General features: G+C 63.1%; 21 protein-coding genes. 5 read left to right on the plus strand and 16 right to left on the minus strand.

Annotated features, from left to right (window positions below):
- The first annotated feature begins 12 nt into the window (after positions 1 to 12).
- Positions 13 to 318 (plus strand): hypothetical protein, encoded by a 306-nt coding sequence (locus NH396_RS03240; protein WP_253061618.1) that lies wholly within the window; start codon positions 13 to 15, stop codon positions 316 to 318.
- 185 nt (positions 319 to 503) lie between these two features.
- Here the strand turns inward: NH396_RS03240 and NH396_RS03245 are convergent, their stop codons facing one another.
- Positions 504 to 2,414 carry a bifunctional 2',3'-cyclic-nucleotide 2'-phosphodiesterase/3'-nucleotidase gene (locus NH396_RS03245; RefSeq protein ID WP_253061620.1) on the minus strand — a complete coding sequence of 637 codons (1,911 nt, stop codon included), beginning with the start codon at positions 2,412 to 2,414 and terminating at the stop codon, positions 504 to 506.
- 191 nt (positions 2,415 to 2,605) lie between these two features.
- Positions 2,606 to 3,859, minus strand: coding sequence for an MFS transporter (locus NH396_RS03250; protein ID WP_253061622.1), 1,254 nt, complete (start codon positions 3,857 to 3,859; stop codon positions 2,606 to 2,608).
- 155 nt (positions 3,860 to 4,014) lie between these two features.
- Between NH396_RS03250 and NH396_RS03255 the strand changes: the two genes are divergently transcribed.
- Positions 4,015 to 4,893, plus strand: a complete 879-nt coding sequence (locus NH396_RS03255; RefSeq protein ID WP_082388511.1) for a helix-turn-helix transcriptional regulator — start codon at positions 4,015 to 4,017, stop codon at positions 4,891 to 4,893.
- Between the two features lie 181 nt (positions 4,894 to 5,074).
- Positions 5,075 to 5,293 carry a TIGR02450 family Trp-rich protein gene (locus NH396_RS03260; RefSeq protein WP_253061624.1) on the plus strand — a complete coding sequence of 73 codons (219 nt, stop codon included), beginning with the start codon at positions 5,075 to 5,077 and terminating at the stop codon, positions 5,291 to 5,293.
- A gap of 97 nt (positions 5,294 to 5,390) precedes the next feature.
- On the opposite strand, the gene NH396_RS03265 is transcribed toward NH396_RS03260, so the two are convergent.
- From NH396_RS03265 to NH396_RS03325, 13 genes are all read right to left on the minus strand, one after another.
- Positions 5,391 to 6,575 carry a pyridoxal phosphate-dependent aminotransferase gene (locus NH396_RS03265; protein ID WP_253061626.1) on the minus strand — a complete coding sequence of 395 codons (1,185 nt, stop codon included), beginning with the start codon at positions 6,573 to 6,575 and terminating at the stop codon, positions 5,391 to 5,393.
- A gap of 2 nt (positions 6,576 to 6,577) precedes the next feature.
- Positions 6,578 to 7,252: a TetR family transcriptional regulator C-terminal domain-containing protein gene (locus tag NH396_RS03270; RefSeq protein ID WP_253061628.1), complete on the minus strand. Its 675-nt coding sequence runs from the start codon at positions 7,250 to 7,252 to the stop codon at positions 6,578 to 6,580.
- Positions 7,253 to 7,303: 51 nt separating this feature from the next.
- A complete protein-coding gene (locus tag NH396_RS03275; protein WP_253061630.1) occupies positions 7,304 to 8,053 on the minus strand; it encodes a class II aldolase/adducin family protein in 750 nt (249 codons plus the stop codon).
- A 124-nt stretch (positions 8,054 to 8,177) separates the two neighbouring features.
- The gene (locus NH396_RS03280; RefSeq protein WP_253061632.1) at positions 8,178 to 9,134 is read right to left on the minus strand and encodes an NAD(P)-dependent oxidoreductase; all 957 of its coding nucleotides are present in this window, start codon (positions 9,132 to 9,134) and stop codon (positions 8,178 to 8,180) included.
- Positions 9,135 to 9,429: 295 nt separating this feature from the next.
- Positions 9,430 to 10,536 carry an NADH:flavin oxidoreductase/NADH oxidase gene (locus NH396_RS03285; protein WP_253061634.1) on the minus strand — a complete coding sequence of 369 codons (1,107 nt, stop codon included), beginning with the start codon at positions 10,534 to 10,536 and terminating at the stop codon, positions 9,430 to 9,432.
- Between the two features lie 207 nt (positions 10,537 to 10,743).
- The gene (gene bla / locus NH396_RS03290; protein ID WP_253061635.1) at positions 10,744 to 11,613 is read right to left on the minus strand and encodes a class A beta-lactamase; all 870 of its coding nucleotides are present in this window, start codon (positions 11,611 to 11,613) and stop codon (positions 10,744 to 10,746) included.
- A gap of 292 nt (positions 11,614 to 11,905) precedes the next feature.
- Positions 11,906 to 12,187, minus strand: coding sequence for an amphi-Trp domain-containing protein (locus NH396_RS03295; protein WP_054555998.1), 282 nt, complete (start codon positions 12,185 to 12,187; stop codon positions 11,906 to 11,908).
- A gap of 20 nt (positions 12,188 to 12,207) precedes the next feature.
- Positions 12,208 to 13,500, minus strand: coding sequence for a metallophosphoesterase (locus NH396_RS03300; RefSeq protein WP_253061636.1), 1,293 nt, complete (start codon positions 13,498 to 13,500; stop codon positions 12,208 to 12,210).
- Between the two features lie 282 nt (positions 13,501 to 13,782).
- A complete protein-coding gene (locus tag NH396_RS03305) occupies positions 13,783 to 14,499 on the minus strand; it encodes a histidine phosphatase family protein (RefSeq protein WP_253061638.1) in 717 nt (238 codons plus the stop codon).
- A 117-nt stretch (positions 14,500 to 14,616) separates the two neighbouring features.
- Positions 14,617 to 15,609: an NUDIX domain-containing protein gene (locus tag NH396_RS03310; RefSeq protein ID WP_253061640.1), complete on the minus strand. Its 993-nt coding sequence runs from the start codon at positions 15,607 to 15,609 to the stop codon at positions 14,617 to 14,619.
- 2 nt (positions 15,610 to 15,611) lie between these two features.
- Entirely contained in the window at positions 15,612 to 16,805 is a 1,194-nt protein-coding gene (locus tag NH396_RS03315; RefSeq protein WP_253061642.1) for an HprK-related kinase B, read from the minus strand.
- Positions 16,802 to 17,704 carry a GAK system ATP-grasp enzyme gene (locus NH396_RS03320; protein WP_253061644.1) on the minus strand — a complete coding sequence of 301 codons (903 nt, stop codon included), beginning with the start codon at positions 17,702 to 17,704 and terminating at the stop codon, positions 16,802 to 16,804. Before NH396_RS03320 ends, NH396_RS03315 begins: the two co-directional genes overlap by 4 nt.
- Complete coding sequence (locus tag NH396_RS03325) at positions 17,697 to 19,469, minus strand: aminoglycoside phosphotransferase family protein (protein WP_253061646.1); 1,773 nt, start codon at positions 19,467 to 19,469, stop codon at positions 17,697 to 17,699. Before NH396_RS03325 ends, NH396_RS03320 begins: the two co-directional genes overlap by 8 nt.
- Positions 19,470 to 19,727: 258 nt before the next feature.
- On the opposite strand from NH396_RS03325, the gene NH396_RS03330 reads away from it, so the two are divergent.
- Complete coding sequence (locus tag NH396_RS03330; protein WP_290441689.1) at positions 19,728 to 20,954, plus strand: alpha-hydroxy acid oxidase; 1,227 nt, start codon at positions 19,728 to 19,730, stop codon at positions 20,952 to 20,954.
- Between the two features lie 199 nt (positions 20,955 to 21,153).
- On the opposite strand, the gene NH396_RS03335 is transcribed toward NH396_RS03330, so the two are convergent.
- Positions 21,154 to 22,599 carry an FAD-dependent oxidoreductase gene (locus NH396_RS03335; RefSeq protein ID WP_253061648.1) on the minus strand — a complete coding sequence of 482 codons (1,446 nt, stop codon included), beginning with the start codon at positions 22,597 to 22,599 and terminating at the stop codon, positions 21,154 to 21,156.
- Positions 22,600 to 22,826: 227 nt separating this feature from the next.
- Here NH396_RS03335 and NH396_RS03340 point away from each other — a divergent pair, with 227 nt between their 5' ends.
- A complete protein-coding gene (locus NH396_RS03340) occupies positions 22,827 to 23,663 on the plus strand; it encodes an FCD domain-containing protein (protein WP_253061650.1) in 837 nt (278 codons plus the stop codon).
- The last annotated feature ends 46 nt before the right edge of the window (positions 23,664 to 23,709 follow it).

A 23,709-nucleotide genomic window follows, 5' to 3' on the forward strand; every position in this document is an offset into this window, starting at 1 on the left:
AGGGAAACGCCCATGGCCTGTGTCATCAACCGCAGTCTGCTCGATCTTCGCCGTCTGACCATCAACCTGGTGACCTACCCCGAAGGCCACAGCGTGATGCGCCACAACGACCCGATGGGCAGCGGCAGCTACTACAAACTCAATGTCATCCTCAAGCAACCTCCTCTAGGTGGCGTGTTCGAGACCGATGACACCATCTTCAATCTCTTTGATCGCGTCATCCTCTTTCGACCGGACCTGCACGAACACAGCGTCAGCCGCATCGAGCGCGGCAAACGCGTACTGCTGAGCATCGCCTTGCACGCGCCCTGGCGCTGACCCGCAATGGGACTGCGCAAAAGAACCTGAGGCAAAAGCGAATAATGAGACAGATAGCGGGTAGCGCCTGGCGACAAAAAAACGCCAGTCAGCAATCGCTGATTGGCGTTTTTTCCTACCGGAATCCAGGCCAGTAACTTCGTGCTCGACCCAGTAACTACGTGCTCGACAATGCACTGCCTCGGCTATTCCATCCGGTCCAGCCCGACGCGATAACGGGCAAAGCCCATCTCGTCCTGATCCACCAGGGTCATCGGGTAGACCGCCTGAGCATCAATGAACTGCTGCGCATCCTCGCCGGGGGCGGTGGTAAAGCGAATGTCCAGCGGGGTGTCGGTGTCGATCGCGGCCAGCCGCCAGTTGTGATCCGCCGCCGGGTCCACCGCGCCCTGCTGCTGCGTCTGTCGCGAGATGTACTGGGCCAGAATGCTGCGATTCTCGTCCGGTGATGCGAAGGCGACATGCGACTCGCCGGTGCCGGGAAAGTCTTCGCCGTAGGCGCGATAGTTGTTGGTCGCGAGCAGGAAGACATCGTCGTCCTTGACCGGCTCACCCTCATGGGTGAGGCTCTGGATACGCTGAGCATCGGCATCGATCAGCGCACAATTACCGTCGTAACGCGCCGGCTGTGTGACATCCACCTGATAGTCGACGCCGTCGATCACATCGAAGTTGTAGCTGCGGAAGCCGTCCCAGTTGATCAGCATCTGAGGGGCGTTGCTTTGCGGGTCGATACGGTTGAACTGACCGGAGCTGCACTCGAGCCACTCCCGCACCTCCCTGCCGGTGACCTTGAGCGCCACCAGCGTGTTCGGATAGAGATAGAGGTCGGCGGCATTGCGGAAGCTCAGCTCGCCCGCCTCCATCTCGGTGAACTGGGTCGGGTCATTGTGGCGGCCGCCGACCTTGAAAGGCGCGGCCGCCGAGAGAATCGGCAAGCCTTCCAGGTCCGGGTCGCCTTCGACGAAGCGTTTGACGTAATCGGCCTGGGCGCGATTGACGATCTGGATCGTCGGGTCGTCCTGCACCAGCGCCAGATAGCTCTTCATCGCCGCACTGGCGCGACCGATGCTGCGATTGACGAACTCGCGCGTGGCATCGTGCTCATGATCGACCAGCGCCGCCAGTTCAGCATCTTCCGCCACCTGTGCCTCGCCACCCACCTGAATCGGCCGGGCTTCTGTCTGGCCGCTCACTACCCGCCACTGGCCCGAGGCATTGCTCAGTTCGAGATCCATCACGCCCACATGGCTGCCCCAGTGCCCCGGCATCATCGCCGGCACGCCATTCAGGGTGCCCCTGGCGATATCGGCCCCCGGTATCTCGGCGAATTCCTCGCTGGGGAAGACGGCATGGGCATGCCCGAAGGCGATGCCATCGATGCCCTCGACCTGCGAGAGGTAATACACCGAATTCTCGGCCATCACCCGGTAGGGGTCGGTCGAGATGCCGGAGTGCGGGATGGCGATCACCACATCCGCGCCCACCCGGCGCATCTCGGGCACCCAGCGCCTGGCGCTCTCGGTGATGTCCTCGGCCGTCAGGCGGCCCTGGAGGTGCTTGCGGTCCCAGGTCATCACCTGCGGCGGCGCGAAGCCGATATAGCCGATCTTCAAGGTCTGAGCGTTGCCCTCACTGTCCGTGAAGGCATGGGGGGTGATCTGGTAGGGCGTGAAGTACGGCTCGCCTGTCGTGGCGTCCAGCAGGTTGGCGTTCACATAGGGGAACTGCGCGCCGGACAGCGCCCGTTCGAGATACTCGAGCCCGTAATTGAATTCATGATTGCCAATGTTGCCGACATCGTAATCCAGCTGATTCATGACCTTGTAGGCCGGGAAGACATCACCCTCCTCGAGACCTTCTGCCGCCATGTAATCGCCCATCGGGCTGCCCTGGATGAGATCGCCATTGTCCAGCAGTACGCTGTTGGCCACCTCTGCGCGCGCCTGCTTGATCAGACTCGCCGCGCGTACCAGGCCGATGCGCACGCTGGGACGGTCCTTGTAATAGTCGTAATCCATCACGTTGGCGTGGATGTCGGTGGTCTCGATCACGCGCAGTGACAGCGTCGCGGCATTGGCTGGCTGAGCGATCATGAAGATACCTCCGAGACTGGCCAGGCCCAGGATGGCTGCCCGCAGATGCGGCTTGCGCCGACGTCCGAGTTGCTGCGCAACACCTGGCGCGTCAGACGCCCGTTGATCTTCGCTAGCCGATGAAGCATTCGCCATCTCTCACTTCCTTGTCATGGGGGGATTTGCCAGTGCCCCTTGGGGGCAGCGCTCCATTATTCAGATACCGACGCCTCAGGCAACTGACGGTCCCTGCCCGCCAGCCAGCCGACACCCGCCATCAGGACACTGAGGACGGCACAGACCATCAGTGCCAGCTGCCAATTGCCCTGCATATCGTAGAGCGCGCCGATCAGCGGCGGCCCCATGGCCGCGAGCAGATAGCCCAGCGTCTGCGCCATGCTCGACAGTGACGCCGACTGCATGGCATCGCGCGCCCGCAGCCCCATGAATGACAAGGCGAGAATGAAGCTGGCCCCGGAGCCCGCGCCCAGCAACAGCACCCACACCAGTGCCCACTTTGGCATCAGCCATAGCCCGATGAACCCCGCCAGGGACATACAGGGCGTCGCGAAGGCGATCAGGCGTTGATCCTTCAGGCGCGGCATCAGGGGCACCAGAATCAATCCCGGCAAGGCCGAAGCCAGCTGGAGCAGACCATGCAACGAGCCCGCCTTCTCGGCCGAGAAGCCATTGTCCGCCAGCATGCTCGGCAGCCAGCTGTTGACGGTATAGAACAGCAACGAATTGATGCCCATGAACAGCGTCACCTGCCAGGCCAGTGGCGAGCGCCACACCGCTGCCTGACGCACCGGAGGCGCGGTACTCTTCTCGACGTCCTTCTCGGCACCCTTCTCGGCTTCCTTCGCCGCCGGCAGGGAGCGACGTGACAACTGCGGCCACCACACCCCCATCGTCACCAATGGCAAAGCTACCACTATGAGCATCGCGTACTGCCATCCAGCGCCGCTGCCCTGTGCCAACGGCACCATCAGCGCCGAGGCAAGGGCGGCCATGATGCCCATGGTCAGCACATAGCAGGAGGTCAACAGCGCGACATGCTGCGCAAAGCTGCGTTTGACCAGACTGGGCAGCAGCACATTGCCCACGGCAATGCCTGCCCCGATCAGGCCGATACCCAGATAGAGGGCCAGCATGCTGCCCTGCACCCGCAGTACGATGCCCGCGGCGATCGTCAGCAAGGCGAGGAAGAGACTGCGTTCAAGCCCGAGACCTCTGGCAAGGCGCGGCACCCAGGGTGAGACGACGACGAAGGCCAGCAGCGGCAGGATCATCAACAGGCCAGCCGCCGTGGCATTGAAGCCCAGCGCCGCCTGCAGGCGCTCCAGCAGTGGCGCGATACTGGTGAAGGGCGCACGCAGGTTCATGGCGATCAACAGGATACCGGCGATCAATACGGCCGGGTGGCTCAGTCGCCGGACAGGAGACGAGTGGCAGAGTTCAGTCATGAGGCGCTCGCAACGATCGTGAAACGGGGTAATGGCGGGACGACACCCAAAGGTGAGTCCGCATACAGAGTGAGACTAGCTTAATCCCCTCGCCCACTGCAGAATTGAGCCATCATGACATCAGATCACTGAAATCAGACAATCTGCGAGCCGCCATGTCAGTGACCACACCCGTCCTGCCGTCATCGCCCGGGGTCAGCACCCGTGGCCCCGATCAGGTGCCCTTCTCCAGCAGCGTCTGCGAGCATGACCCGGACATCTACGAGATTCCGGCCAGCGCCCTGCATGTCGAGACCGGCCAGCAGGTGATGGAGGTGCCGATCCACCAGCATCGCAAGGGGCAGCTGGTCATTGCCCTGCATGGCGTGGTGACCAGTCGCGTACCGGAAGGTCTGTGGATGGTGCCGCCGCACAGCGGGGTCTGGATTCCCGGCAACCTGCCGCACAGCAATCATCTGACCCGTGGCGGCCGCGTCTGCCACCTGTTCATCGAGCCCGGTGCGCTCGAGATGCCAAGCCACAGCTGCACGCTGTCGATCTCGCCCCTGCTGCGTGAGCTGGTGCTGCGTCTGGCGGAGCTTCCCCAGCCGTATCCTGAACAGGGGCCGACAGCGCGGCTGGTCGGCGTGCTGCTGGAAGAGCTGGCCTGCATGCCAAGCGAACGTCTGCATCTACCCTTGCCTGAAGACCCGCGGCTGACCCGCATCAGCGATGCTCTGATCAAGACCCCGGACGACCGACGCACCCTGGCCGAGTGGGCGAGCGAACTTGCGATGAGCGAACGCACCCTCGCCCGGCTTATCCAGCGTGACACCGGCCTGAGCTTCAGCCGCTGGCGTCAGCAACTGCACTTGGTAGTAGCAATTCGCCTGCTGGCCGAGGGCATGAGCGTGCAGCGCGTCTCGGAAGACGTCGGTTATCAGTCCGTCAACGCCTTCATCAGCATGTTCAAGAAACTGCTCGGCACCACGCCCGCCCGCTACCTGCAGGAACGCGAGCAACGCCGCTCGGGCAGTGGCATGGGCGGCGCGTGACGGCGGCAGGCTGGTCTCGCTGCTGGATGATCTGGGCGGCCCCACCCTTGAGGTAGCCTGCTATTGCCGCAATGACAACAACAGCACAGCGACCGATGCACTATGGCAACTGCTCAACGAGAGCCCGCCTGCCGTATGACATCGTGAGTCTCTCATCACTTTTCATTTCCAAGAGCCCGCCATGAATCGCATCAACCCCGAGAAACTGTTGCAGAGCAAGTGGACTGCCGTGTCTCCCCGCCATCGTGAGCGACATTTCATCGTCACGCGCCTGATTCGCGATGAGCAGGATGAGCATGTGGTCGAGGTCGTGCTGCAGGCGGTATTGACCCGCAAGGATTACACCCTCGCCTGGCGCGAGCTCAAGGAAGACGGCGTTTGGCAGATGGGCTGGAAATGATGGCCCGGCATGAGCACCGTTGAACGCAGAAACGCCGCCCGAGGGCGGCGTTTCTGCGTTCAGGCGACGGATCTAGCCATGATCCCAGACCACGATCTCAGGCCACGACCTCGGCTTCCAGCTGGTCACACAGCATGGCCATGCGCTGCACCGCTTCCAGCAGGGTGTCATCCGGTACGGTCAGGGCGACACGCACCAGGGGGGTACCGCAATCACCGAACACACTGCCGGGCATCACCGCCACCTGCTGCTGTTCCAGTAGCCGCCAGGCGAATTGCTCACCGTCAAGGCCGGTGCGGGAGACATCGACCATCAGGAACATGCCGCCCTGGGGCAGGCTGGAGGACAGCTGCGGGATGGCCGCCAGCGCCTCATGCACCAGACGCGCGCGGCGCCCGAGAGAATCGCGCAGACGCTCGGTGGTATCGAAATCCCCGCGCAGTGCGGCCTCGGTCATGTCGGCGATGAAGGGCTGGTTGCCGAACAGCATGGTTTCCGAGACAGGCAACAATCGACGACAGAATTCCGCCGATCCGATGGCCCAGCCACTGCGAAAGCCTGTAGCGGCATGGCTCTTGGAGATGGAGGACACCACCACGGTGCGCTCACGCAGTGCCTCGATTTCCAGCGGCGAGACGAATTCCCCCGTGAAGATCAGCGCTTCATAGACTTCATCGCAGACGATCCACAGATCATGCTCGCGACATAGCTCACCGAGCTGCTCGAGGGTCGCACGGTCCATGACCGCGCCGGTCGGGTTGTGCGGGGTATTGAGCAGCAAGACACGGCTCTGCGGCGTGATGGCTGCGGCCAGGTCGTGTGGCTGCAACACGAAACCATGCTCCATGCGCAGCGGCACCGGCTGCAGGTCCCCACCGGCGCCACGTATCACGCCCTCATAGGTGGCGTAGTAGGGGTCGCCGGTCAGCACACCGGCTCCCTCCTCCACCAGTGCCAGCATCACCGCGAACAGCGCCGTCTGGGTGCCGGGGAAACACAGCACGTTGTCTGCGCTGATCTCGGGCATGCGCGCGGCGTAGCGCTCGGCCAGCGCCGCGACCAGCCCAGGTTCACCACGGCCATCGGAATAGCGGGTACGACCGGCGCGCAGCGCCTCGACACAGTGCTCGACCAGGGCCGGATGCGTGGCGATATCCGGCTCTCCGATGGTCAGCTCGATGATCGGCTCGCCGGCCTGGATACGTTGGCGGGCGGCGCTGTGAACGGCCCATTTGTCACCGCCCAGATCACTCAGTCGTTCGGTAATGGTGGCGTAGCGCATGCTCAACTCCTGTGAGGTGGGGGTGATGTCGTGATAGCGACGTGCTCAAGCAAGGTGCCCTGTGGCAGCCGCAGGATGCCCTCTGCCGCCCGCATGGCAATCGCGGGCAGCCGCTCGACCGGATAGAGGCCGTGTTCCAGCCCACCTTCCAGCCACAGGCCATCGATCAAGCCATTGAGGGCAATCGCCTGCTCCTGACATTCGCTCTCGGTGGCGGGCAGTGCGTGGGCGCTCAGCACCGGCCGGACCAGCTGTGCGAGCAAGTCGAGAAACTCGCGATAGGTTTCCTGGTGCACCGCCGAATAGCTGGCATCGTGGCGCACCCGACCGATGAAGGTCGCCCACAGGGAGATCTTGTGGGCGGCCAGGTTGGGCTGGGTGAGACTCGCCGCGATGAAGCGCGCCAGACGACACGCCGGGGAGTCATCGCTGGCTGGGCTGGCATCGGCGATATCGGAGGTCAGCTGGCCCATCATGTAGGCATAGGCGGCCCGTACCATGTCGTCCTTGGTACCGAAGTGGTGACGAATCAGCCCGGGCGAGACGCCGGCTGCCTCTGCTACGCGGCGCACGCTGGCGCCAGCCAGACCGTGCTGCGCGACACAGCTCAGGGTGGCCTCCAGCAGATCGCGACGACGCTGATCCTGGGAAAGCCGCTGAAATGCCTTGCGACTCATGTCAGCAACTCCTGTTGTGTGTCACTGATGCGCGCAGCAAATTGGCAATACTCAACAACGATAATCACAGCCAAGACTCTCCAGCAGTCGCAGATGAGCGTCCCATTCCAGTGCCAGATCACCCTCCTCGTGAATGGCCATGTCGTACTGACCGACCACATGCTCACAGATCTCGGGTGACAGGCGGCGCACCGGCTGGCCCATGGACAGGGTCGCGACCTGGATCTCGCAGCTGCGCTCGAGATAGAACATGTTGTTGAACATCTCGGCGGCAGAGGCACCGGTGGTCAGGAGGCCATGATTGCGCAGGATCAGCGCCGGATTGTCGCCAAGGCTTGCCACGATGCGCTCGCGCTCATCCAGATCCAGCGCGATACCCTCGTAATCGTGGTAGGAGACGCGGCCATGGAACTGCAGAGCAATCTGGTTCAGGGGCAGAAGTCCCTCCTCCAGGCTCGATACCGCTACGCCGGCACGCGTATGGGTATGCATGATCCAGCTGGCTGAGTGACTTGCCGCATGGATCGCCGAGTGAATGGTGAAACCGGCCGGATTGACCCGCGCGGCGCTGTCATCGACCTTCTGGCCGTTGACGTCGATCTTGACCAGCGAGGACGCCGTGATCTCCTCCCAGCGCCAGCCATAGGGATTGATCAGAAAATGCCCTTCCTCATCCGGCACCCGCGCCGTGATGTGGGTGTAGATCAGGTCGGTCATGCGATAGTGCGCTGCCAACCGATAGCAGGCCGCCAGGTCCAGACGTGCTTGCCACTCCGCGTCACTCATGGTCGATGCCGGCATGTTGCTGTCTCCTGTGATCACAATGTCGCTGTCTGGGGTCGAGAAAGGCTAGACTGAGCCCTCAAAAGCATTGAAGCATCCACCTTCGGGGCTCAAGCGCCGTGGGCCTCGATCGCTGCGGCCCTCAATAGCCGCGCTGGCGATCCACGCCCAGCGTGAGCGGCAGGCCATCACGCAACTCACGTGCCGTGGCCACCACCTGCTCGGCCACCACCTCGGGCAGCGAATCACTGGCCACGTGCGGCGTGATGCGCAGGCGCGTGTCCTTCCACCAGCGATGAGTGGGCGGCAACGGCTCCTCGCGGAAGACATCCAGCGTTGCTCCCGCCAGTTGCCCGGCGTCGAGCGCGGCTTCAAGGTCCGCTTCCACCAGGTGCTCGCCACGGCCAATCTGCACCAGCCAGGCGCCACGGCGCAGCCGGGCGAACAAGGCAGCGTTCAGCACGTTCTCGGTCACCGGAGTCAGTGGCAGGATATTGACCAGATAATCGGCACTATCGGCCGCCGACATGACGGCGTCATCACCGGTCAGATAGCGTACACCCGGCACCGGCGCAGCCGGTTCGCTGCGACAGGCGACCGTCACCGAGAATCCCAGGGTCGTCAGCGAAGTGACCACGGCGCGCCCCATGCTGCCGTGGCCCAGTACTGCCACCTGTGCCTTCTCTGGCGCACGCATTGCCAACGGCTGCCATTCGCCACGCGTGGCATTGTCGGCCATGACGGCAAACTCGCGCTCGCGATGCAGTACCTCGTGAGCGGCGAAACCGGCCATCAGATACGCCTGATGCGGGTCGCGCACCCGTGCGACCTGAACCTCGGCCGAGAGCCCCGGATGCCCCAGCAGGGCGTCCACCCCCGCCGCGATCGACATGGCAAGCGTGAGATTCGGGTACGGCGTGAAGGCGTCCTCTCCCGGCTGCCAGCAGATGGCGAAGCGCACCTCTTCAGGGTCTTCGATCTCATGCGGATGACGCAGCACGACATCGTCGCCCAGCTGGCGCAGCGCTTCACCGTAGACGCTGTCCAGGTCCAGGGACTCACTCAGATAGACACCCAGAATCGGGGCTTGGCTTGGCATTGGCTCTCCTTGTGACACGACTGGCGACCGATGGATTAGAGCGGGTTTTCGACACTATTGCACAGTCGTATAACTAGTGCCAACCATCGTGTGCTCACCCCCGCCTTGCTGGCCCGAACCGGGCCTTGATCATCGCTCTGATCGTGCAACGCCCCTGCCCCGAAAGATCCCCACCACACAAGCAGTGCCCATGAGCAGCGCACACGAAAACGCCCGCGATCAGCGAGCAGGGGCTCGTGAACGCGGGCGTCAGCCCTCAATGGCTTTTCACCTCTTCAATGGCGCTTCACGCGGCTCAGTCCTGCTGATTCTCCAGCAGCGACTTCAGACCATGCGGCTGGCATCGCAGGTACTGGGGCGCGGCCTTGACGGTGTCACCCAGCGCAGCGGCCGCGTGCCACGGCCAGCGCGGGTCGTAGAGGATGCCACGCGCCAGCGCGATGGCATCGGCACGCTCGTTCGCCAGCAAGTCTTCGGCCTGCTGCGGCTCGGTGATCAGGCCAACGGCAATCACCGGCATCTTCACCTGCGCCTTCAGGGCCTCGGCGTGCGGCACCTGATAGTTGGGCGCTACCGGAATCTGCTGCTGCGCGCTGAGCCCGCCACTGGAGACATGCAGATAGTGGCAGCCACGAAGGTCCAGCGCCTTGGCAAGTTCAATGCTCTGCTCGAGGTCCCAGCCGCCTTCGACCCAATCCGTGGCGCTGATACGAATGCCCAGCATCACATGCTGCGGGATGGCAGCCCGTACGGCGTCAAAGACTTCCAGCGTCAGACGCATGCGGTTCTCGAGCGAGCCTCCATAGTCATCGTCGCGCTGATTGCTGAGCGGCGACAGGAACTCATGCAGCAGATAACCATGCGCCGCATGCAGCTCGATACCATCCAGGCCGATGTCGACGGCGCGCTGCGCCGCCGCCACGAAGTCCGCGATGGTGCGGCGGATCTGCTCGCCACTCATCGCCTCGGGGAGCGGCCCGCCTTCGCTGAAGGGAATCGCGCTGGGGGCGAGTACCTGCCAGCCGTTTTCGTTGCCGGGCGCGATGGCAGCACCGCCCTTCCAGGGCTTCTGGCAGGATGCCTTGCGCCCCGCATGACCGATCTGCACCGCCAGCGGCATCGGCGAATAGCGGCGGATACGCTCGACGACTCCCTGCATGGCTTGCTGGCAAGCCTCATCGTAGAGTCCGACATCGCCATGGGTGATGCGCCCTTCCGGGGCAACGGCGCTGGCCTCGAAGATCAACAGCCCAGCCCCGGACTGGGCGAGATTGCCAAGATGCTGATCATGCCAGGCCTGCATCCGGCCCTCCTCGGCGGAGTACTGACACATCGGTGCGATGATGATGCGATTGTCCAGCGTGAGCGGGCCGAGTTTCAGCGATGAAAACAGTGTGGACATGGAGTTCCTCTGGAGGCAGACAGGGCGGGTTCGGCAAGACGCAGGCACTAACATGGCGAGAAGGTCCGTGCCAGGTCCGTGCTGTCAATGCCGATGCAGTGCAAGCACAATGCGGGCACCGAACAGGCGCCACAAGCGCAGGTTGGCCGTGATGACGGCAACGCTGAGTTGCCCATACTTCACGCACGCCATGCCAGCACCCCACCATCAGCGACTCGCCTCAGCCTCCAGCACTTGCTTGACCAGCAGACGCCCGACATCGGCAATCGCGGCATTGCGCGCTGCCAGTTCCGCCTCGCTTTCGGTCAGATAGACCGCCACGATCAACGGAGCACGCAACGGCGGCCACAGGATGGCAACGTCATTGTTGGTGCCATATCCCCCACCACCGGTCTTGTCCGCGATCTGCCAGTCATCGGGCAAGGCCGCCCGCAGCTTGTCATCGCCGGTGGTGTTGGCCAGCATCCAGCCCTGCAGGGCCAGGCGCGATGGCTCGCTCAGCGCATCCCCCACCAGCAGTCGCTGCAGGGTGGCCGCCATCGCGTGCGGCGTGGTGGTATCGCGCGGATCACCGGGAGTGGCCTCATTGAGCGCCGTTTCACGTCTGTCCAGCCGCGTGCTGTCATCGTCCAGACGCCGCAAATAGGCCGTCAGTGCGGCAGGCCCGCCCAGAGCATCGAGAATCAGGTTGCCCGCGGTATTGTCGCTGGTCGTGATGGTGGCATGGCACAACGCCTCGAGCGTCAGCCCGCCATCCTGGGTGTGATGCTCGGTGATGGGGGAATAGGTCACGAGATCCGCCGGGCGAATCTCCACAGTGCGTGACAACGATTCCTGGCCTTCGTCCACCCGGGAGAGAAGATGACCGCAGGCCAGCACCTTGAAGGTGCTGCTCATGGGGAAGCGCTCATCCCCCCGCCAGCTGAAACGGGTGCCATCGGCGGTATCCAGAACGGTGACACCGATTCGCGCGCCGACCTCTGATTCGATGGCCTGAATGGCCGACACCGAGAGCGGCTTGTCAGCGGCCAGCGCATCGTCTGCGGCCTGTGCGCCCAGCGGCAAACAGGCAAGCACGGCGGCCGCCAGCCACTGCTGCCAGCGCCTTGTGGGCCTGACGGCAGGCTTTGCCGGGAGGCTGGCGGAGTACAAGCGAAACGAGGGGTGATCAGCACCGCACCGGTGCTGAGGAGTTGAAGGCATCAATGACATGTCCTGATCATGGGGAGCGGCCGTGTCGCAAGACACAACTCAATATGCAGCATGCTACATATACCATAGTGGCTCGAGCGCGGACATGCCGGCCATCTCACTACGGGCCGCGGACTGGCAGAGACTTGATCTGGGTCAATGCCAGCGCACGCTGACCTCACTCATCAAGAACCTTGAGCGTCTTGTTGCGTTTGGCGCCGGGCTTGGCATGCCATGACAGGCGAATATCGAGGCGATGATGATCATCTTCTCGCCGCGCCGTGACCTTGAGGGTCATCAGGCCGCGCGGTGCCAGCCGTATCTCGCCGTCCTCATCGCGAAATGACAAAAGCCCCTTGCCCAGCCCCTTGATGATGGCCTTGAGAATGTCCTGAACGCCATCGATGGATTGCAATGATTCATGTCGGAACAGCGACTTGTCCTGCTTGTCGTCTTTCACCTGCCTCTCCTGTGCCTGTTTCAGGGCGCGTAGACCTTGACCTCGGGATGGTCATTGCTGATGCCGACGATGCGTCCACAGGCTTCTATCAGCGTCGCCCCCATGCCCACGCCATTCAGCCCTTCCTTGCGGCGTGAATTGCGATCCAGGGTGACGTCGCCCTCGATATGCAGAAGCCCGTGGCGCCAGCCCAGTTGCTGGCCCGCCTGATGATTGACGTGACCATGCATCACGGCACGAATGCCGACCTTGTGCAGGCGCTTGACGCCCGCGGCGCTCAGCACCATGTCGCTCTTGCGATATTTGGTGCGCAGTACATTGGCCAGCTCACCGTAATAGAAGGTGAACGGGTCTTCGCGCAGGATGCGCCGGAATTCCTGATTGACCTGCGAGACCTTCTGGCGGCCGAGTCGTCTGGCGAAGGTATCGTCCACGCCTGCGTGAACATGCAGGAAGGCGCCACTGCGATAGGCGAGGCGCATCTCGTCGAAGAACCAGGCAAAGCGCCCGCCGGGCTTGAGAAACAGCTCGTGGGCCTTGAGCGCGGCGGCATAGGTCTGGCGCAACGAGAGACCATGTTTCTCACAGACATGCTCGAAGCCATCCGCCTTGGCGCTCAGGCGAGTGATCTCCTTTTCCAGCGCCTCCCCCTTGAGCACATGGCCTGCCGATTTGCGAAACTGCTCCGCCCAGTCCGGCCCCGGGTACAGGCGCCGCCGGCACTCACTTCGCGAGGGAATGCTCTTCATCGCCCGCGGTCTGTCCGCCAGATAGTGATCGAAGACTTCCTTGAGCAGCGCCAGGCCCTTGGCGCCCATGCGCACGAACAGATGATCGGTCCGCGCCGAATCATCATGACTCAGCCGCATCAGCGCCAGCATCAGCCGCATGTCGTGATTGCCCGCCAGCAACTTGAGGCGTGCCCCGCTGCGCATCAAGGTGCGCAGGGCTTCCAGCAGTTCCAGATTGCTGGGCCCCTTGTCGAGGCAGTCACCGCCGATGACGAAGACACTGCGCTTGCCCCGCGCCGTCAACACCAGGTTGTCCCGCGAGGTCAGGCGCACGCCGCCACTGGCCACCAGAGACGCGATGAAGGCTTCCGCGTCGGCATGCGCATCGGAGATGAAGATGACATCGCGGCGTGGCCAGTCCTTGCTGCCGAGCTTGCGAGCGGCGCGGGACACCTTGTCACCGGCGCGCAGGTGCTGATGTGTCTCGGGCCACTGAGCCGCGTGACTGGGCAGCGCCTTCAGATAACGCGTCGGGCCTCGGTAACGCGGTACGGCGTCGCTCATGGGGGGGCTGAGGGTCATTGGGCTATCTCCTTGTGGCATCTGCTTGCCTCATTGAACTACCGGCTTGTGGCAAGCAAGCGCCTTGCCGCCCCTTAGGGCCCATCCGGGGATGAGGAATGTGGGTTAGCTCGCGAGCACAGGGCGACAAGCTTATGACCGTTTGATCACAGAAAGATGACAGACTCGCATCACGCTGGTGCGCTGGCCTGCTTCTCTGCTGTAAATCACTCCGCCCACCCCCTGCTCTCCAGCACTCCGCCCATTCTTTGCACTTCAGTACCCCGCCGACTGGCCGCCAACTCAGTCCTGCGCGGGCTCGTGACGCTGGCGCACCTTCCACTCGCCAGCCACATGCCGCCATGACCCTGACGGAGTTTCCTCGATGACCACCGGCCGCGCATGGTGCATGCTCAGCCCGGCAATCTGGTCGAAGTCCAGCACGCCCAGCAGATGGGCCGCATGCCGCAGCGCTGCGCCATGGCCGACGATCAGCGTCAGCGTAGCGCCCGATGTGGGGGTTGATGTGGAAGCCGGCAACGAAGCAATGAAGTCGGCCACCCGCTGACCGGCCTGCATCAGGGATTCAGCCCCCGGCAGCGGCAGGCGAAAGTGGCTGTTGGATTTCCAGTCGGCCGGCAGGAAATCCACACGAGGGTCATGACGCACCGCTTCGGCGATCTGCGCCGTGGTCAGATTGGCGGCGCTGCCCAGACTGCGCTCCCACAGGGCATCATGTGCCATGAGCGAGAACTCACGCTCTGTCCTGTCTCCCATGACCTCGTTCATCACCTGCGCCGTCTGCCAGGCACGCAACAGGCTGGAGGCATGTACCGTGCTGGCCGGTTGCCAGCCATGTGCCTGACACAGCGTCAGCACTTCCTCGGCTCCCTCTCGCGCCTGACGCTCACCGCGACGGGTCAAGGGAAACGGCTGCAGCGCGCTCGGGGTATCAATCTGCTGGTGATAGTCGGCATGACGAATCAATGCCACACGTCGGATTGTCGGTTCATCAGTCATCGGCCGTCGCTCTTCCCGTCTTCACTCGGTATTGATTCATGCTGGCGGTCCTCGCCATGCGTCGCCTCGTACGGGGCAAGTGGCGCCAATGGAGCTAAAGGCGCCTGTCTCCCGCGCTCACGTCGCCTGGCGCGACTGCTCAAGCCGTGCCAGCAGCGCCATGACGGCGTGCCCCATCTCGTGGTTCTTCAACAGGCTCGGCACGACCTCCGCCGCCACCCAGCGCCGACTGCGATGCGGTTCCTCCCGTTCGCTCTCCTCCTGCTCATGTACGACTCTCACGGCGTGCAGACTGGCCGCGACAGGAGCGCCCCACTTCTCGTAACTGAATTCCAGCGCTGCGTGGTCCAGCGCCTCCGCCTCGATGCCCGCTTCCTCGCGGGCTTCCTTGAGCGCGGACTCAAGCGGACTCAGCCCCGGCTCGACGATCCCCTTGGGCAGGCTCCAGTGACGATTGGAGGAAGAACCGATCAGCAGCACCTCCCACTGGGCATCGTCGCCTTCCCCCTGCAGACGACAGGGCAGGACGGCCGATTGACGGTAGTAATAGGCGGGGCGTTCGCGGCGCTCCTCACCGGCGGGGAATGGCCAGGGGAAGCCATCCGGCAAGGCACGCACGCGCTGGATCAGCTCCAGACTCATCTGGCCGGAGCGCAGGTCTTCCCAGCGCCCCTCGAAGGTCAGCTTGACCACCGCCGCCGTCGGCAGCAGCTTGGTCTCCTTGGGCGGACGCGGCCGTTTGCCGGTCAGCCACACCAGCGCATCTTCCAATGCCGGGTTATGACCGATGATCATCAGTCGCTGCACGCTGTCCGGGCAGGCGCGCACCGTCTTGAGCAGCGGCGCCTCGTCCTCGCAGTAAAGCGCAGGCTTAAGCTCGATCATGTCGACGCCGAGGCCCATCGACTTCACGCACTTTTCCGCTGTGGCGCGCGCGCGAAGGGCCGGCGAGCTCAGGATGGCATCCGGCACCAGCGCCTCTTGGGCAAGCCAGGCTCCCATGCGCTGGGCGCCCCGCTTGCCGCGCTCCTTGAGGGGGCGATGGAAGTCGTCAGCTGCCACTGACCAGTCCGACTTTCCGTGGCGCATCAACAGCAGTTCACGACGCATGTTCAAGCCTCCAGCAAGGGGGTCAGGTGGTTCTCGACCAGCGCGGCGAAGTCCACGCGCCCGGTCACCTCAAGCACGCGGATTCCCGCCAGGCGCTCCAGATACGGCGCGGGATCAAGGCTTGCGCCATTGGGCACGAAACGGCCATCCCGCTGCTGGTGGAAGGGCCCCGGTGTCTTCATCACCGCGCGTATCAGCGCTTCGCTGCGGCTGACCTCGACCTCGCGCACCTCGAGCGGCGCCTCGCTGCCACGCGTCCAGTTGAGTATCACCATGGCTGCAAGCTCGCCGCTGGCGCGGATACGCCCGGGGCCGTAGACGTCCTCGATGATCAGGTCGTGCTTCTCTTCCAGGTCCCACAGCGCATCACGCGGCATCGCTTCATAGCCTGCGATACGCGCGGGGTCCAGCAGCGGCCGCAGTCGTGGATTGTTGAGCATGGTGCCAGGGTTGATACGTGGCAACTTGGCGACGCCTCGGGCACGCAGCGTTCCATCAGGCCCCGGGAAGTCCAGGAACAGCCGGTCATTGCTGATGAAGTCGAACTCGGGATTGTCGAGCGCCTTCACCATGGTGGTGGACTTGCCGCCGCCCGAGAAGGCGGCGATGGCCACCGCGCGATCGCCCTTCGATAGCGCCGAGGCGTGACAGATCAAGCCGTCATTCTGCTGCAGATGCGACATGTGCAGATTGAGCAGGAAGTTGATCACCTGGCTTTCGTTGTCTTCACAGGGCCCGAACGCCAAGTTGTAGTTGTTGCTGCGCAGAAAAGCCATGCCCGTGCGCACCTTGTGGATCAGGCGCCCATCGGCCAAATCGATGATGGCGTCCTTGCGGCGTGTCTTGCCGGGCTCCGGTATCCAATCAACGAAGGCTTCGGGCAAGAGGCCGAGGCTCGCTGCCGATGGCATGTCCTTGAGTGCCGGCGCCTCGAGCACATGCACGAGCTTGACTTCTACCGGGACCGTGTCGAGCGCCACGATGCGCGCGCAATGGCGGAAATATGTCGCCAGACGTTGCAGCAGCCGTGGCATGTCCGTCATCACGCACAGGCGAAAGTCATCCACCTCAAACAGCAGCGCCTCGCTCAGGCACTGGCGTGACGGCGTCAGCGCCGTGAAGCAGGCGGCGGCCCTCCACTCTGCAAAGGGCAGCGTGGCAAGGCTGGCCGGGCTGTCACAGGTCGTCGCGGTCATGCCAGACACTCCATCACGTGATCGAGATAAGCGGCCGCCGCATCGACACCGGCACCTTCCAACGCACCACGGAAACCACCGAAGGCCGAGACTTCAAAGATGATCGGGCCGTCGTCGGTCAGCGCGACATCGACGGTGGTGAAGTCGAGCTTGAACGGTGCCTGGGCACGCTGCGCCAGCGCGATCAGCTCCTCAGAGGGCTCGAAGGGCGCGTACTTGCCACCGGCGTGGATGGTGGTATTCCAGGCATCACCCCCACTGACCCGCGCGTAGCTGCACAGATAACGCCCCCCAACGAAGACCATGCCGTAATCCTGGCCCGGCAGATCGAGGCGCTGCTGCAGATACATCATCGGGTGCTTGGCGGCGAACTCACGCACGGCAGCTTCCAGTGCGGCATCATCGCCGGTGTCCTCGATAATGCACATGCCCCGCGCCTTGGTGGAGAAAAGCGGCTTGAAGACGGCGGCCTTGAAGCGCTTGACGGCCTCGCAGGCCGCTGCCACGTCTTCGGTGACCAGCGTGGCCGGCATCGGGATGTCGGCATTGGCCAGTGTGACGGTGCAGCTCAGGCGGTCGATCAGGCGAATCATGCTTTCCGCGCTGCTGAAGACACGCACGCCCTTGGCCTCGGCGACACGCAGCAGCTCCAGGCGGTCCAGGCTGCCCGGGGAATATTCCGCGCTGATCTTCTTTACGATCAGGGCATCCAGCTCGGTCAGGTCATGACGTACCCCGGCAGAGTCAAGGAATTCGAGGCAGTTGCGGGTCAGGTCCAGCGAGACGTCTGCCATGTCGATCACGAGACGAAAGCCCGTCCGTGCTTCGATGGCATCCGCCAACACTTCAGTCGACCACTTGCCGGGAATACCCACGACGCCAATCTTGAAATCAGTCAACGAACAACTCCTCCAGGGGAATACGGTAATCGGCCGGCCGTTCAGGGTCGGCGCCTAGCACATGCTCGAGTATAAAGCGTGCGCGGTTGAACATGCGCCCTGCCAACCCGGCATCGAGAATGAAACGTGTCGAGGTGGCAAAGGAGCGCGCCAGGCCAAGTGCCAGACGCCATTCAAAGGTGGTATCGCCCTGCTCATGGGCAAAGCGACGCATCTGCTGACCGAAACTCAAGGCCAGCGCCAGAATACGGGCCCGCAGCGCCGCATCCGTCAATTGCAGACGGTAATGGGACACCATGTGCACGGACACGTCCTGCACATAGTCCTGATAGGCCGAGCGGTGAAGATCGATGAAGCGGATGCTCTGCTTCGCCGGATCGAAGAGGATGTTGTCGACATTGAAGTCGCCGTGGATATAGACGGCGAAAGGAGCCTCGAGCGAACGCTCCAGCTCTGCGGCCTGCTCAATCAACGCTTCCAGCGAGGGCATCTCGCGCCCACACAGCGAGGCGCCGCAGTGGCGAAATTCCGGATGGATCTGATAGACATCACTCAGCCGCTTGAGCAACTGACGCATGTGCCCTGCAGTGACCGGCTTGTCGCGACGGGTGGTGGTCCACACCGAGTGTAGCGTCGAGACCAGTGCCTGCTGAGCGGTGCGATTGAGGCGTGACGATTCGTTTATCAACAGATGCTCGAGGGTCATGCCCGGCAGGTGCTCGATCAAGAGTGCCGCGCTATCGCCCTGCTGATGATGCGAGAGGATGCGGGGAGCGATGCCGGGGTAGATATCGTGCCAGCGCTCGACGCCCTGCCGCTCCTCCTCGACCTTGCGACCCAGGCCATCCTTGAAGATGGCCAGATACTCCGGCGAGGTCAGCGGCAGATCGCCGGTTGATTTGCTGTCCTTGGACTTGCTCGCCTTTGTCTTGCGGCCCTTTTGCTTGCTGCGCTTTTGCTTGTGGTTGGCCGGCTTGCTCTTCGCATCGCCCTTGTCACTGCCCTTCTCACTGGCAATCCCAGAGATCCGGCTACCGGAACGTGTCTCGGCTAGGGTGTCGACGCGCATCTCGCCCGCCGTCTGATGGCCATCGCCGAGTTCATTGACCAGGTGCGTCAGCGAGGCATAGCGCTCGAAGTTGAGTGACTGACCGAGGGTTGCCGAGATGACCGCCTCACCCAACTGCCCCAGCACCTCGCCCATCTGGCTGATTTCACGGGCCACGAACAGCAGATGTGTCAGGTCTTCGGCGGGAGCGCGCTTCTTCTTGAGCTGGCCGGTGAGTGCCCGGATGCGGCCTTCACTGTCCCGTTTCAGCTTCTCACGACTGCGCGCGAGCTTCAGGGCAAGAGACAGGGAGCCGTTCTCCAGCGACATCTCGCTGCGCAGAATGCCGCGACGCACACGGCGCAGCGACTTGACCAACACGACATCATCGACCAGCTGGACATCATCGACGCGAATCAGCTGCTCCAGACAACTACGCGCCAGCTCACTGAGCCGTGCCAGACCACTGGCGACCTCGACCAGGCTCTGCTGGAAGCGGGCCCGCGCGTGCGAGCGCTTGTGATTTCGGGCTTCAGGGCATGCCTGTTCGATACGCTGGCAGAGGTTCTCGGCGTACCCCTGGCGCTCCAGCAGCTTGCGCGCCATGGCCGCCGTCGGCGCGGACACGAACGCCTGCAGCCAGCCATATTGGCTATCCACTTCCGAACACAGAAATCGAAGGTTGTCGCGCGTGCTTTCAGGCCAGGCCTGATCCATGCCATCTCTCCATCCAGTCGGAAGTCATCCCAATGCCTTATTATTCCACGCAAAGATGACAATTCGCGACACGCGATGGAGGAATCGACTGTCTTGTGGGTGGTCGGCCGGGCTGAAGCGCGGTTTTTTCATTGAATTCCACCACCCGAACGCTTCCCCCTAGACGTATCGCCTATAGCTGGACATGACCCGATTCGGTGACAGTGGCGCAAGTGACCCTGCCAGCCCCCGCGCGACCCACCACGGATGGAGACCCGGATGACCATCACCTGCATCAATGACCTGCAACGCCTGGCGAAACGCCGCGTGCCGAAGATGTTCTACGACTATGCCGATTCCGGCTCGTGGACGGAGTCCACCTATCGGGCCAACGAGGCCGACTTCGCCGCGATCGGGCTGCGCCAACGAGTGATGGTCGACATGGACAATCGCACGCTGCGCACGAAGATGCTCGGCGAGGAGGTGGCCATGCCGGTGGCGATCGCACCGACTGGCCTGACCGGCATGCAGCATGCCGATGGGGAGATGCTGGCCGCGCGCGCGGCGAGTGACTTCGGTATCCCCTTCACGCTCTCGACCATGAGCATCTGTTCCATCGAGGACGTCGCGTCCGTCAGCTCACGGCCCTTCTGGTTCCAGCTTTACGTGATGCGCGACAAGGATTACATCGGACGACTGATCGATCGCGCCAAGGCCGCGGAGTGTTCCGCGCTGGTACTCACCGCTGACCTGCAGATCATCGGCCAGCGCCACAAGGACCTGATCAACGGCCTGAGCGTGCCCCCTCGCCCCACCGTGGCGACCGTGCTCGATCTGGCCACCAAGTGGCGCTGGTGTGCCGGCATGCTCAAGACCAGGCGCCACACCTTCGGCAATATCGCCGGCCACGTGAAGGATGCCGAGAATCTGAGCTCCCTCTCGAAATGGACCGCCAGCCAATTCGATCCGAGCCTGAGCTGGGACGACATCAAGTGGATCAAGGACCGCTGGGGCGGCAAGCTGATCATCAAGGGCATCATGGAACCGGAAGATGCCGAGCTGGCCGTGCAGGCAGGCGCCGATGCGGTGATCGTCTCCAACCACGGCGGACGACAGCTGGATGGTGCCGCCTCCTCCATCTCCGCCCTGCCGGACATTCTCGCGGCAGTCGGCGACAGGATAGAGGTCCACATGGATGGCGGCATCCGCTCCGGACAGGATGTGCTCAAGGCGGTGGCGATGGGCGCCAAGGGCGTCTATCTGGGGCGCGCCTTCCTCTATGGGCTCGGCGCCATGGGCGAACAAGGCGTGACCAAGTCTCTGGAGATCATCCACAAGGAACTCGACACCACGCTGGCCTTATGCGGACTGCGTGATATCCACGACGTGGACACGCGCATTCTCAGGCCCGGCACCTATCCACTGGCCAGCTCGCAGAGCGAAGCCGAAGCAGCGCGAGAATCACGCCGCAGGGTGCCTCATGACCCGCTGGGCACCACCTCCTGAACACGACGGCGCAGCAATAACGCCATGAAAAGCACAAGGCCGACATGCACCAGTGGAATCCACCACGGCGCATGTCGGCCTGTCATCACTGGCTGGCGACTCTCTCGAGGCTCACTCAAGCGCCTCTCTAGAATCATTCAAGAGCCTCTCTAGAATCATTCAAGAGCCTCTCTAGAATCACTCAAGATCCGCTCAAGACTCAGTGCACCTTTAGACGCGGCCCCATGCTACGCCGCAGCACGTCACTGACCACCTCGGCGGAGCCCTTCAGCGGCCCTAGCAGCAGGAACTGGTGCTGGCGCTGCAGCCCTTGATAGGCGGCGCGGGCGAAGCGTCCTCTCACCTGCAGATCATCATTGCCCTTACTGCCCTGGGCATTGCCCAGCTTGTCACTCAACTTGCCGCTGAGCTCACCGACGCTGCCGGCACTGGAGAGTGACAGCAAGGTACCGCGGTCCTTGAACTCGAAGGCCTGAGCCGGCTCACCCTGCTGGCGACGCGGCAGTTCATCGGCGAGAAACTCGGCCTGCTCGCTGGCCACCTGAGCGGTGGGCGGCAGCGGTGCCTCATCGATGTTGGCACAATCGCCCAGTGCGAAGATGCTGTCATGGCCGAGGCATTGCAGCCCGGGCGTCACCGTGAATTGACGCTTCTTGTTGCTTTCCAGGGCGTCGACTTCTTCGACGATGGCAGGCCCGACACGCCCTGCCGCCCAGACCACCAGATCCGCGTCCCGCGTCACCGACTCGTCGCCGTCACGGATCTCGACACTGCCGGGGGACACCTTGGCGACCTGACGAGACAGTTCGATCTTGATGCCCTGCGTCTCGAGTCGCTGATGGATCGACTCGCGCAGTTCCTGTGAGACACCGGGCATGAAGGTCTCGGTGGCCTCGAGAATCGTGATCTCGACCTTCGCGCTCTTGGGTGCAGGGGCGTCATGCATGCCACGCGACTCATGCAGATAGGCGGCCAGTTCGACACCGGTGGCGCCGGAGCCGACGATCACCACCTGATACGGCCGTCCCGGGGACTCCCTGGCACTATCTTGAGCGCCTCCCTCAGTGCCTCCCTCAATGCCAACCTGAGCGCCGCCCTGGCTGGCTGACAGGCCAGCATCGTCTGTCGGTGATATTTCCATCGCCACATGATTGGCCAGCAGCCCACGCGAGAACTGCTGAGCGATGCGCTCGGCGTTGTCGGGGGAGTCCAGCAAGCAGGCATGCTCCAGCACGCCTTCCACGCCCATGTCCGGCGTCACGCCGCCCAAGGCCAGCACCAGCTGACGATAGCCCCTGACGCGCGCCGGCACCTCGGCGCTCGCGTGGTCTTCCCTGCTCGGGATCGCGGCTAGGGTGATCTGGCGCTGTTCAGGGTCCACGCTTTCGAGTGTGCCGCACTCATAGCGAAACCCCCACTGCTCGGCCAGACCGGCATAGCCCAGTTCATCGACCTGCCGACGCCCGAGGCCTGCCGCGATCTCGTGCAGGCGCGGCTTCCACACATGGCTGGTCTCGCGATCGATCAGCAGTACGTCCTTGTGGCCTGCCTTGGCCAGGCGGACCGCCAGCTCCAGCCCGCCAGCACCACCGCCAATGATGACGATGTCGGTGTCTCGCGTGCGGTGAGAATCGTGCGTTTCCATACGACCTCCTTTAGCAGGAACGAATATGAAAACCTTATGCCACTTCGAAGCCTTTTCAAGAGCGTTGTGCAATGGCATGCCGGGACACGGCTCTCATCGCGACGCGTGATGCCCATGACATGCCTGGCAACGCTTGAAGCCACTACAGCGGTTTGACAGCACTCCAGTCCACGACTAAAGCTTATTTATACGAATAAATTGACTGACTCGCCCATTCAGGACACCGCATGCCGACATCGCCTTCCCCTCTGGACACTTCACGTTCCAGCACCAGTGCCAACGCCTCTGGCACCCACCTGCCCAAACGGCAGAAGCTGGCCGAGCTGATCAGTGATGACCTGAGGCGCAGCATCGTGCGCGATGGGTTGAGCGAAGGCGACCGGCTGCCCAACGAGAAGGCGCTGATGGCCCAGTACGGCTGCGCCAAGGGCACGCTGCGCGAAGCCCTCAAGATTCTCGAGGTCGAGGGCTTGATCACCCTGAAGACGGGGCCCAATGGCGGTGCCGTGCTCAATGCGCCGAGCATGGAGCCCGCCAGCCGCATGCTGAGAAGCTTCCTGCATTTCAAGACACTGAATGGTGCCCAGGTCTATCAGTTACGCCGACTGCTGGAAGTCGAGATGGCGGTCTCGGTGGTGGGCCTGCTCAGCGAAGAGGACCTGGTGGCGCTCGAGAACAATGTCCATGACTGCAGTTGCCACCAGCCACAGGAAGAGGACCAGCGGCGCCAGCGCTTCCTGGAAATCGAATTCCATCAGGTACTGGCCCGCGCCTGCCCCAACCCGCTGCTCAGCTTCATGTGCCAGTTCCTCAACGACATGCTGCATGAGCTGGTCGTCATCAAGAAGGCCTACCTGCCGGAGCGCAAGCAGTTCGACCAGGCCAATCAGCATTACCACTCCAGCCTGATCACGGCGTTTCGCCACGAGGACCATGAGCAGGTCAGACAGCTCATGACAGAACACATGCAGGATGCCGAGCACCACATGACGGCACTCGAGGTGGAGATGGCCGACCAGTTGCTCGTCACCCCCGCGCAGCTGATGGCTGACAGCAAAGCCTGAAACCGCACGACACATCACAACAACAATACCCACGAAAGGATCAAGC

It is taken from the genome of Cobetia sp. Dlab-2-AX (assembly GCF_024124625.1).
Classification (GTDB): Bacteria; Pseudomonadota; Gammaproteobacteria; order Pseudomonadales; family Halomonadaceae; genus Cobetia.